The following is a 12,155-nucleotide window of genomic DNA, read 5'->3' on the forward strand; positions in this document are numbered from 1 at the left end:
CAATCTCTTTGTCTCGGTCGGTCGGTAATAAATTTTCAAGTCCACGGCTGAATGCTTCATACATTGCCGCCAAATGCTTTGATTGAGGCTGGCGTGGCTGCTCGGCTTCTGGCTCTGGGGCAGTCAAGAATAGAGTGTTTGTAAGTTTGGATGCTGGGGTGGATAAATTCTGCTCTCTATCTTGCTCGATTGGGTGAAGCTGTATCATTTCATTGAGAGTTTTAATCAGCTTGTCATCACGTTCTGGCTCGTAACTCACCCCTAATTCTGCTTGTATTTTCTTAAATGAATACTTATATTTATTGAGATTATTTCCCTGTTTCCATAGCAAACGGGGGGAACCATCCGAGTTTATCTGTCCGATATCAATGCCATACTTGATACCTCTTACCCCACCGTGGCTGTAATAGCTCACCTCTGCCACGATCTGATGCTCTTGCCATAGTCTGCTAATTAGTTCCGGCAATGTGAGGCGATCTGCTGCAATAGCATCAATCGCACGCCGCATGATTTCTTCACCTGGAAGTCCATCCCGCTCTATACGTTCTCGTTGATTGCGAGACATGGCTTTCTGCTTGCTCTCCCAACTGCTTTGTACTTGGGTCAGATTAAATTCCCGCTCTAGCAGTCGGGCAGAGTGTTCGGAATGCGCGTAATTGTTCCAGGTGCGGATAGATAATCCATTCAAATTATTGACTCTGGAGGCAACAATATGGGTGTGGTCGTGTTCCTTATCTTCGTGCCGTGCTATGAAAAAATCATAAGCTGGTAGTTCTTCTGCTATGAACCGTTCGACTAACTGATTTAGCTTGGCATCGGCTATCCTTTTTTCTGGCTGTTTTACCTTGGCTTCATCGCCCTCTAGCCGAGATAGCACAACTACAGTGGCAAAGTGACGCTCGGATATTTCGGCTAATTTTTCATCGCAGATCGCACCATCCGTCTTTGGCGCGGACAGCATTAAGTGGTAGCAGGGGTTTTTGAGTTGGGGGTTAAGATGAGCTGACAATGTAAACTGCTCCACCAATTCGTCTGTGGTAGAACCATACATATTCCCACCAATAATTTTGGCTTTCTCCTTCTCCAGCACGTACTTGGTAGTACCGCGAAAAGATTTATTCGCTTTGGTCTTTGCAATCATCCCTCTGCCCCTCTGCTGGGATAGCCTGGGTAAGCGAAGCACGAGTTTGTTCTAAAAGTGCTGCCAATTCTTCTATTGTTTCCAAGTAGCATTTGACCGAACTGTTTAACGGCTGGCTACCAATTTTCACAGCTTCGTTGATTGCTCTGGTCTGCTGGTTTAGGTTGTTGCCGATCTTCTTTAGTTCATAGATAACTTGCCGATTAACTTCTGGGATAACCAACTTAGATTGTGGCAAGGGATGGTCAAATAATCTGGCTCTAATGTAGTCGCTAGCCACCACTCCGCTACACCGCTGTTCTAGCCGTTGCTTCTCTGCCGCGCTCACTCTAAAAGTGATGGATATTTTTCGCTTTTCATCAGGAATAACTGAGCGATGCTTTAGCACGTCGGCTAAATGATTGCTTAATTGACTACGCGGTTCTGTAGACATAAATCTCTAATTAACTGACGCGAGAACAGGGGGTTTGGGGGACACCCCCAACAAGCAATCACGCCGTCATTCGTTTACGAATGAGAGCGCGTTAGCGCGTTACGGCGTATTGCTTGCCTCTGCGAGGAGCCGGAGTCGATAGGGGGATGGAGTGGAGGACGGGGTGTGGATACCTACAGTCAAGCTCTAGGGCAGATCGGGGAATTGTGGCTGTTCGCAGTATAACTGTGATTTGGTCACAAGGGGTACTTTTGCCCATTGTCAAGTGGGGATGTGGAACCTATTGTCGGACTAGTAGCTGTAAATAGGATACATCTACATTAATCTTATTGTTATCACAGCAGGAAATGCTTTTTGGAAAAAAGAAAAAATTGTAGGATAAATTTACCGACCCTTTGAAAGCTATTATATGCCGAGAAAGCCCAAGGCTATTAGTAAAAATAAGATTCCCGAAATTGCTGCTAGTTTGAAAGCTAAAGCCGCGACTCCTATCACCGTCACCATTGAGGAGCTAGTACGAAGTCTTGTTATACCAATTCAAGAGATGTTAGATGCTGGGTACTCTTATGAAGATATCGCGGCAGTGTTTGCCGAGCATGGGGTAGAACTGGCAGCTAGTGGGATCAAAAGCTATCACAAGAAGAGCCAAAAAAATCCGCCACAATCCGCACCGTCTGACTCGAATCAATCACCGCCAGAGCCATCGCCACAATCTGCATCATCTGAGGAAACTCAACTCCAACCAGAGATCCTAGAAGCAGAGCTGCACGAGCTGGAGGAGCCAGATGACCTACCCAAGTCTAAGGTTAGTGCTAAATCGAAATTTAACATCACTGATAGGAGGAACATTTGAAACGTATAGTCATGATTCTTGGGGGTAAGGGTGGCACTGGTAAGACTGCCTTTTTGCGACTTTTACTAGATCATTTAGTATCCTTATCCGTTAATTATTTAGCTTACGATGCGGATACAGAAAATCCAAATTTGTACGAATACTATAAAGAGTTTGGCACTGGAGTCAGGCTGCTTAATTTTCTGGAAGTGGCTGAAGCCAAGCGCTTCTTCACCGAAGTGAAAACCGAATCTCCCGATGTAGTTGTCATGGATATGCCAGGAGCAGTCGGCAACAAGACCAGGGAAATTATTAAAAGGTTTGGTCTGTTCAAAATTGCAGCAGATTTAGGCTATCGGGTCACTTTAGTCACGGTGCTTAACCTGGATTATCCAGTAATAAATTCGCTTCGCGCTATGGTCGAGTTCTGTGGCGATTCTGTTGATTATGTAGTCGTGAAAAATCTTTGCTGGGATAAAGGGTTAGGATTTCGGCGCTGGGATGATAGCAAAACTAAGATGGCGGTGACGGAATTAAAGGGCATAGAGATTGAAATGCCGGAGCTAGAGTATTCCACTTTTGATACCCTGATTGAGCAGGGGCTACCCTATTCGGCGGCTACGGAAGAGAATGGCTTTCCCTATGGGGATTATCTATTAGTGAGTGGCTTCTTAGACCAAGCTAAGCCAGAACTAGAAAAAGCGGCAGAATATCTGGGGCTGAAAATCAAAACTTCGAGAGCAAAATGAGTGAAACTAACGGTCAAAGCAACCCGTCACCACCGACGACGAATTCGAGCGATGAAAGTGAATTCTTACTGACTTCTGGTGGAATCGGAGAAATAAAAGAAGCACTGGGCAGATTATACAAAAAAGTTAATGAGTTAGAAATCAATCAAAAAGCTGAGCGATCGCAAGACAGAGCGGAGTTAAAAGCATGGGCGCAAACGAATTTAATTCAGACTCAACTGATAACCAAACAGACAGCAGTAATAGAGCTGTTGACTCAGGAGTTGAAGAACTCCGAGAACTCCAAGCAGCAGTCGGAGCTTCACAGCGAGAACTTGCTTCGAGAATTAGCGCTCTTGAAGAATCAGTTACAGAATATGCCCAAATCCTCGCCGCAAATAGGGAACGTAGAGCTGAAAGGGTTGAAGGCAGAAATCTTGTCCTTGAGGCAAGTTTTGAGCAGTATCCCGACCAAGTTAGAGCAGCTCGACAAGAATCAGAGCGGTATAGAAACCCGACTGTTAAGCCTAGAGAATCAGAAAATAATCAGCCAGATAGAGGAAGAGGGCTGGAACTATAACAGCTGGCGAAAAGCTGGTCAAACTGCCTTAGTTTTCTTGATTCTATTTTTTATCCTATCTTGGATTGGCTCAGCAATATTTCCGGCTCGTACCCCCGCTGACACTATGGCATATCTTCAAGAAATTTGGGAGCGTACTGGTTGGGCAAATACAAAGCTTCAGCGAGTAGAGAAAAAATTAAGGACAGATCCAACTCGTTAGTTTTCCACTGAATGGACTAACGCTACGGTGCTATTCTTAGATAGTGATAGCTGGAGAAAATGGGTAGCATAAGGCGTGTAAAGTCGAAATATTTCCTATCCCAACTTTGATTCTAACGAACTGACTCCCACCCCAAAAAGGTTGATAAAGTCTAAAATTTTGTTAACTAAGCTGCTCTTATTGCCGCGTGTAGGACTTTCAGGAGTGTATTAAAGTCATGGACGACAAAAATGATGACGTTTTTGAGTATGACCCAGCAAGTTTCTGGAAAAATACACCTTACTATCAGCCCACGCCTTATGTTCCTGTAGTCAATCAAGATACAGGAGAAGTTGTAATTGTTAACGCTGAAAGATTAAAAACAAACAGCAAAGAACAAATTATTAAACAAGTTGATAAATTTTACGCTCGTCTAAATTATTTTAGAAAAAATCTCAAACCAAAACTGGTTCAGCAAATCGCACAATGGGTACGTGAAGAAAGTAATCTTTTGCGTTTGGTGGCAACTCAACTCTGCTTCCATTTAGTGAATGTATATGACCATTTACTTAAACTAGGCTTAGAAAACGGAAAATTGTTTGACAAAGGACTTCCTCACTTTTTACTCATTCTCGATAAAGAGCATAATCCTATAAACATCAAATTAAACCTAAATGAAGCAGGAGTTGAAGAAGTAATTTGTTCTTTAGAAGAATCGATTAAATCTCGCTTTGAAACATCGGATATTTGGACTAGCTGTGCCAAGAGTATATTAAGCTATCAAGCAGTATCCGCAACTGAAAAAATGGAAGATGAATTAGGGGAAAAAGCTGTTGATGAAATGAGTGCTGAGAGTTGGCAGGACAAATTTCACAAATATATTCACGAGCAATCCTCTACATCTTCTTTAGAAGAGCAACTGAATGCACTTGTACGTACATTTTCTGATGAAATTGTCCAAGTGATTATTAAAGGGCTAGACTTACCAAACATTTCTCTGGTGGAGTTAGACAAAATTCTTGGGTTAAGTCTAGACGATGCTACAAAGTCAATACCAGTTACAGAGTCTAAATTAACGGACGCTACCTTAGCCGTCCCTACTTTCGCTGCTTTCGCCAGCGCAATTACTGCTCAAACTAGAAAAGACCTATGGCGTAAAGATGCAAGTGGACTTGCTTGCTTTCAACATCAAGCCAAGGGCAATCCAAATAATTACATCGAACACTACATCACTAGCCCTGGTGATATTGCAGTACTTCCCTGGAATCAGGCTGAGCAAATCATAGACAAGTTTGGTTTCAATACGGTGAAGCTGCATCTAATTTTTGCAGCTCATACCATGAATCAACCCGTACCTTGGGAAGGCAAATTCAGTCTCAAGGCTAGTGATGTAGTCAAGTACCTGGGCTGGGATAAACGGACGGATTTGCCAGTCCATGAAAAGCTAAACGAGATCGCTAAGGCTGCGTTTGTTCTAGACTGTTTGCTGGTGAAATCTGTTTGGGTTGAAGGCAGAAACAAAAAGGGTGGTATCAATGCCAGTACCCCCACGGGTAGAATGTGGAGTGTTGTGATTGACCCGCGAGGGCAGCTTAACCTGGAAGGAAAGGTAGAAAAACCGGAAGAGGTTTACATCACGGTGCAGCCAGGTTTAATCTTCCAAAGTTTCCTGAACAAGGCTGGCAGCAGACTTAAAGAAGCTTTGTACCAATTTGGCTACTTGGCTCAAGATATTCTCAGAATCGATCCCTACCATGATGAACTGGCGCTAAGGCTGGCAATCCACTTAACGATGGATAGCAGAATTCATGCTATCGGAAAGTATCGGGTAGCAACTTTGCTAGAGGCGATGCTGCCCCATACCGTCATTGATGCAGCCCGTAGTAACAAGCATAAAGCATATGACCTGAAGCAACGCTGGGATAATGCTTTGAAACTACTACTACAACTCAGATGGCAGATTCAGTTTGATGAATCCTACCCAGAGTGGCTACAGCCTGGTGGAAATAATGCTCCAAAGCCGGAAGACTGGAGAAAGATGAAAATTATAGACTGGTTGCTTCAAGCCAAGTTAACTATCAATCCTCCAGTACCCATACCAGAACTGCTTGCAGCTAAAGTAGAGCCAAAACCCAAAGCCCAGAAGAAGCTACAACTAGCAGCGACGACAACCAAGCTAACGGGCAACCAAATACGTAAAGCTAGGGAAGCCAAGGGCTGGACGCAAAGGAAGCTAGCAGGATGGCTGGGGGTGAGCGATGTACTGATTGGCTATTGGGAAAAAGGCAAGCGTACCCCATCCTCAGACATGGAAATCAAGCTTAGGGAAATACTACTGTGCCCACGAGATGCGCAACCAGCGGATTAGGAAGACTCGGAACGCTTTTTTGACAGGCAGTTGAGGAAATCGACCAACTTAGGTGAAATGCCAAAAAGCTGAACTGACACCTGAAAATCTTGGGATGAGAGCGCATTGCGTTTGAGTCGTTCTGCCCAAGACAAGCGGCGATGAGCGCGTTGGCTGCGAGTCAAGTAAGAAGCGATTGGTCGAATGAGTCGAGTGTTTGAATAGCTGGACTGAATGCGAGTTTGATGTCGCCTCAGATGCTGCCGAATCTCACGCCGCAACTGAGTCGCTGGCACATCCGTCCAAATCAAGGCTTGAGTGCCTTGCACGGTCTGAATCGGAGCTTGAGCAATCACCGTAATCTCAGGCTCTAAAGCAACAGTCGGAACTGGAGGCAACTTGGCTCGCATCACCGAGATACGTCTGCCATTGGTTCCTTTGGAATCATCCGATAAACAATGATGCTTCACCGGACAACTGGCACAGATGCGTGAATTGACACTAAAAAGCATTTGCATATCTCCCCGACGGGTATAGCGAATTTCGCGTCGTCCCATGCGATGCCCTTCTGGACATTCGATGAACTGGTCTTCAATGACTTTGAAGTCTTTGCCCCCATACTTGTGACGACTTTTTCCCCAACCCTCTGCCACGGTCATCGCACCATAGCGAGGAGTAGACCTATCGCTCTGGTGAGCAACAGGTAATGCAGGTTGAGCCTTTTCGACTGGAGCCGCAGCGATCTCAGACCTGATTTCAGACAAAGCAGGCGACCACTCGGTTTGACGGGCACATAACTCTGGCGATTGTGCGGCTCCTGCTCGAATCCGCCAGTTCCACACCCATTGATTGAGAATCTGCCAAAAGCTCTGTCCTTGCGCCTGCCAACTACACCAGCGGTCGCCATCTTGCTCCATATCTTCTTCAGACAGCACTTGCTCAAAGCCTCCTCGCCCATTGTAGAGATTCAGCACATCTGTTGCTGTAAACTGCTCAATGGGAAGCGAGGTCAAGAAGAGTTCATGTATGTACTTACCTCGGCATTTCCCGACTGCACGTTTGCGCGTGTCAAATCGCTCCATTCGCACCACAACTAATCGCATCGGTTCATGGTAGCCTCGTCGTGTCGAATCAAGGCAAGGAATGTCAAACAGTTCGCGAGGATGTGGACTATCAGGATAGGTAATCGTTGCCTGTGGTGCTTGTTTCAGGGCGGCTTCTACTATCGGGTCGTTGAGGAGATGATAGTCCCGACAGCGAATCATATATGCAATTTTAGATTGCTGCAGCTCACTGACATAGCTTGCACTGCCATACAGTCCATCGAGCCGAACAATGCCCTGTACAATAGTTAGACCTTGAACTCGAAGATAGCGTTCTATCAAGTCACAAGCACGAGCGAGATCTAGCTTAGGCGTACCATTGCCTGGCGCTGCAAACGTGCCTAACCATTCATGGGTATGGGCACAAGCAACTGTACTTCGAGTTCGAACACGATCTCCCCGTTTGCGTCCCCCATAGCCTGGAGCGCAAGCATTCTCACTGCGCCGCTTCAACTGCGGGTGCGTGGGTGCACTCACCAAAGCGCGATGGCGGGTCGCTTTAACGGTTCCATCCACATCAAAGACCACCCATCGCTTTCCCGTTCGGTCACTTAATCCCATTGCTGCTCCCATCTCAATTGGATGGGCGAGTAAATCTACTTCAAATAAGCTTCGCAATTGTTCTACAGCCGTCTTATCCACATCAGCTAGAAAACGACTCAATGTTGCTGCCACTGGACATCCTGCTCGTTGCCAAACTGACATTAGCACAGATTTGATGCTTTCGAGTTGCTCGAAAAACAACTTCAAAGTTTCCACGCCACTGACTGCATAAGCTAGAAGTAAAAGCACAAAGTCACAGACCTCATAGCGTCCCATCCGCCCACGCCTGACTCGAACTTGTTGCTGTAAGCGATCTAGCAGCCCACTCTGATTCCAATATTGTCCTACCAATAAGGCTTCGGATAGCCAGCTTGGAATCGCTGGATTCGATTGTTCGGTTGTCGTGACTTCTAATCCTGCTACAGTAAAGCTAACATTGTTTTCTGACATCGGTGAGTGCCTCTTTGAGGTATGGCTCGATGTCTTTTTTTAGCGCAGAAAGTGAACTGTAGAACCCAGTTCACGTCTTGTTTTTAGCGTTTCCTAATCCGCTGGTTGCGCATCTCGTGGGAATATACTACAAATTCATGACTAGCCCCATGTGGGAATACCAGCCCTGGCTAAGGGATTAGTTTTTGTTAGCAGCCTGTTAGCAGTTTGTTAGCAGTTTGTTAGCAAAAAAATAATTGCAAAAATCGACCTCAAACTTTTACGCTGTATGGTTTTGAGCTTGCTAACAAAGACTCTAGTATCCCCCGACCAAACCTCTAGTATCCCCCGACCAAACCTCTAGTATCCCCCGACCACTCATTTTTGAAACCTTTACACCTTAAGGGTTTCAGCCTTGCTAACACTTCTAAGTAGTCTGATAAGACTAATCCACTTGAAAACAGCCGCTAAAAAAATCTGAGAAGATTTGCCCCTGTATCTCTACACCAGGGACAAACTGCTTCATGCTCGACGACCAGCCGCATCCCACACTCCAGCCGCCCTACATCAACCCCAAGCATTGGCAAGAATGGTTACAAAGCGCTGTTGCCCATGAAATTATCTGGGACAATATCAAAAGCCTACTTGGGACAACGCCCTACGAATACCTTTGCTACTCGGAGAAGCTGGAGCGCACCAACACGGGGCGGTTAGTCTCTCATCTCATCCGGCAGTACGAGCATACGGAACGAGGCGGCTGGTGGTGTGCTGGTCTAGATCCGCTTGACAACTGGCAACCGATGTTGTGGGGGTGCTTCAAACCAAATCGCCCTCGGCTCAACCGCAACAATGGCAAGCCCATCAAGTACGAGCATCCGCCCAAAACCCCAACTCGTGCCTTTTTCCTCCAAATTCCAGACCGCCTGTGGCTAGAAATCGCCATTCGCTATGGAGTAACCGCTGCGTGTACGGAAGGGCAGTTGCATCGATTCGTCAACGACGGTACAACCACTCGATTTAGAGACAGCTTTGAATTTTGGCAGTGGGTGCTGGAACATCCTGAAATTCCGATCGTGCTAGTTGAAGGAGCGAAGAAAGCAGGCTGTCTGTTGAGTTTGGGATACGTGGCGATCGCCCTACCTGGAATTTTCAACGGTCGGCGAGTGATGCGGGATGATTGGGGGAAAATCTGGGCTGAATCCCTCATTCCCGAATTAGAATTATTCGCTACAGCTGGTCGTCGCTTCTACTTCTGCTTCGATCGCGACACCAAACCCAAAACCGTCAAAAACGTCAACCTCGCCATCCTCAAAACAGGTAAACTGCTAGAGCAAAAAGGCTGCGAGATTCACGTCATCTCCCTACCAGGACCCGAAAAAGGGGTAGATGACTTTGTTGTTGCTCAAGGCGCTGCTGCATTTGACGCTATCTACCAGCAAGCCTTGCCCTTGGGTTCTTGGCTGTGGCGAGTGAGGAAACAAGCCGAGTTAACTTACACCCCCTGGCTGCAACTGGACGTGAAAGAACTAACGCTCTTGCAACTCCCATTCGCCCCGCCGCAGACGGCGATAGCGGGGCAGGAGCGATTAAACCTTCCAGACTCCCCCAACGGCGGCATTATTGTCCTTGCCTCCGGTAAAGGCACGGGCAAAACCAAATTCATCAGCCGCCTAGTGCAAGATGCTCCCAAGGCGATCGCTGCCGGACACCGCATCGCCCTGATGCGTAATCTCTGCGCTCGGATGGGATTAGACTACAAAGGCGATGTAGATCGGGTGAATGGCGACTTCATCACTGGCTCGGCCTACACCCTGCGCCTGGGGCTGTGCGTAGACAGCTTGCTCTCGATTCACCCAGAGAAGTTTGCTGGCTGCGTGCTAGTGATTGACGAGTTCATGCAGGTGTTTAGCCATTTACTCACCAGCTCCACCTGCAACAAAGACGGCAAACGCGCCGCCCTCCTCGCCAGATTGCATTGGCTGATTCGGGTAGCAAGCTGGGTGATTGTGGCGGATGCGGATGCAGCAGATATTGGAATAGACTATCTCCGGTCGCTGCGAGGCGCAGCAAGCCCTGTCTACTTGATTCATAATGTCTATCAAGCTTCAGGCTATCCGGTGCGCTTTCTAGACGCTGCTAGAGACGATGCGATTATCGGGGAGTTACTGGCAGACGTTCGGGCAGGATTGAAAATCTTTGTTGCCACCGATGCCAAGCGGGGATCGCTTGCCCTCAAGCATCTCATCGAGAGGCTGGAGCAAGAGAAAACAGCCAACCTAGTTTTGATCAACAGCGACACGTCGGGGGGCGAGTCTGAGGTAGATTTTATTCGCAACATCAACCAGCGAGTCCTAGACGTAGATACTGTCATTGCTACCCCTAGCATGGCAACGGGAGTCAGCATTGAAGTAGAGCATTTTGATAAAGTTTACGGGCTGTTCTACGGCACAGTCACCGATGCAGATGCGGCGCAAGCCTTGATTCGGGTGCGGGCTAATATTCCCCGCGTCGTCTGGTGCGCGACTGTTGGCAAGAATTTTAGCAAGGTGAGCAAGAGCGAATCCCCGTTCCAGTTAAAACAAGCCCTAAAGACCCGTTGGGAAGCAGAAATCTCGATCGTCCGCACTAGTCTCAGCCCCGACATGATTCCTGGGGTCGAAGCATTTGATTGGGACGACAACCCCCACCTAGATTTGTGGGCTAAGCTGACTGCCAAGACCAACGCCGCGATGTGGAACCTCCGAGCTAATCTGCTAGAACGGCTGCGCTACGAAGGGAATACGGTTGAAGTCGTGTGCCAGGAGAAAAATGCCCCAGTCAAAGACGCAATGGCTGAAGCTAGAAGCTTGGTAAAAGAAGAGTATTACTCCAAAGTCGCTAATGCTAAATTGCTTAATAAGACAGAACTAGCTTCCCTAGAGCGCCAGGAGTTTATCAGCCCCGAAGACCAATTGGCGATTGAGAAAACCCAAATCGCTGAGTTCTACAGTATAGAGAACGTAACCCCCCAGTTAGTCGCTTATGACAACGGTGGTAAGCGCCGAGGGCAGATCGTAGAATTGGAAGTGCTGCTAACAGGAGCCGAACTATCAACCAAACGCGACATTGATGCCTTTGAGCGTCAACTCAAGTGGGGGCATGGGGTACTACCTTTCGACCATCCCTGCTACGAACTGCGGCGATTTGCTAGAGATGCACTCGGACTGCTGCCATTTCTCGTCCCTGGAAGGGAATGGACGGATGCAGAGCTAGAGCCTTTAGGAGCGAGAGCTAGGGCGTGCAGCCGACAAGTGCAGGCGTTCTTTGGCTTTTCCATTCCCGACGATCCCCTACACGCCACAAATATCTGGATTTTCCGGCGGCTATTAGAGCAATTGGGGATCGAGACCAAGGCGCGGCGCGTGGGCAGAGAGCAGTCTCGCTGCGTCAGGATCGACGCAACTGCTTGGGATGAATTGCTGTCGATTTTATCAAAGCGTCAGGCTAAACGGTCAGCCCTAGCAGCAACTCCTGTAGCATTGACGGACTCGCTTGATGTTGTAACCCCCCCCTATATAAATAAAACGGAGGGGGTTACAACCGGATCGCAAACCCCGATGCCCAACCAAGAACCGCTAACCCCCCAAGCTCTCCAATCTGGAGTCGAGTTGTTAGGTGAGATCGCTCAAACAGAGGCAGTAGACAAGTTAAAAGACTTCACTCCTTGGACTCCACAACAGTTGCGGCAATTATGGCAAGTCGTACCTAATTGGGTGAAACAGAAAATCCGCTCCCTAATCGACTCCTTGCAAGGACGCGATCGCACCTTGCTGCCCCACCTAGATCTACCTTAAACGCT

General features: G+C 47.5%; 8 protein-coding genes. 5 read left to right on the forward strand and 3 right to left on the reverse strand.

Annotated elements, in window-relative coordinates; genetic code table 11:
• Both H6G17_RS26770 and H6G17_RS26775 read right to left on the reverse strand, forming a co-directional pair.
• Positions 1-1,141 (reverse strand): relaxase/mobilization nuclease domain-containing protein (locus tag H6G17_RS26770; RefSeq protein WP_192161617.1); only part of this gene is annotated, 1,141 nt, incomplete at its 3' end.
• Positions 1,116-1,574: a plasmid mobilization relaxosome protein MobC gene (locus tag H6G17_RS26775; RefSeq protein ID WP_192161618.1), complete on the reverse strand. Its 459-nt coding sequence runs from the start codon at positions 1,572-1,574 to the stop codon at positions 1,116-1,118. The genes H6G17_RS26770 and H6G17_RS26775, both read right to left, overlap by 26 nt.
• Positions 1,575-1,983: 409 nt before the next feature.
• On the opposite strand from H6G17_RS26775, the gene H6G17_RS26780 reads away from it, so the two are divergent.
• The 4 genes from H6G17_RS26780 to H6G17_RS26795 all read left to right on the forward strand — a co-directional run bounded on the left by H6G17_RS26780 (position 1,984) and on the right by H6G17_RS26795 (position 6,263).
• Complete coding sequence (locus tag H6G17_RS26780) at positions 1,984-2,427, forward strand: hypothetical protein (RefSeq protein WP_192161619.1); 444 nt, start codon at positions 1,984-1,986, stop codon at positions 2,425-2,427.
• On the forward strand, positions 2,424-3,155 hold the full coding sequence (locus tag H6G17_RS26785; RefSeq protein WP_199317024.1) for a hypothetical protein: 732 nt from the start codon (positions 2,424-2,426) through the stop codon (positions 3,153-3,155). The genes H6G17_RS26780 and H6G17_RS26785 overlap by 4 nt, the downstream gene beginning before the upstream one ends.
• The gene (locus tag H6G17_RS26790) at positions 3,152-3,916 is read left to right on the forward strand and encodes a hypothetical protein (protein WP_192161620.1); all 765 of its coding nucleotides are present in this window, start codon (positions 3,152-3,154) and stop codon (positions 3,914-3,916) included. Before H6G17_RS26785 ends, H6G17_RS26790 begins: the two co-directional genes overlap by 4 nt.
• Before the next feature lie 217 nt (positions 3,917-4,133).
• Positions 4,134-6,263, forward strand: coding sequence for a helix-turn-helix transcriptional regulator (locus H6G17_RS26795; protein WP_199317025.1), 2,130 nt, complete (start codon positions 4,134-4,136; stop codon positions 6,261-6,263).
• On the opposite strand, the gene H6G17_RS26800 is transcribed toward H6G17_RS26795, so the two are convergent.
• On the reverse strand, positions 6,260-8,338 hold the full coding sequence (locus H6G17_RS26800) for a transposase (RefSeq protein ID WP_192161621.1): 2,079 nt from the start codon (positions 8,336-8,338) through the stop codon (positions 6,260-6,262). The two genes, H6G17_RS26795 and H6G17_RS26800, sit on opposite strands and share 4 nt — an antisense overlap.
• A 503-nt stretch (positions 8,339-8,841) precedes the next feature.
• Between H6G17_RS26800 and H6G17_RS26805 the strand changes: the two genes are divergently transcribed.
• On the forward strand, positions 8,842-12,150 hold the full coding sequence (locus tag H6G17_RS26805; protein WP_192161622.1) for a plasmid replication protein, CyRepA1 family: 3,309 nt from the start codon (positions 8,842-8,844) through the stop codon (positions 12,148-12,150).
• Positions 12,151-12,155: the final 5 nt, after the last annotated feature.

Origin of the sequence: Chroococcidiopsis sp. [FACHB-1243] (assembly GCF_014696895.1) — a bacterium.
Lineage (GTDB): Bacteria > Cyanobacteriota > Cyanobacteriia > Cyanobacteriales > Chroococcidiopsidaceae > Chroococcidiopsis.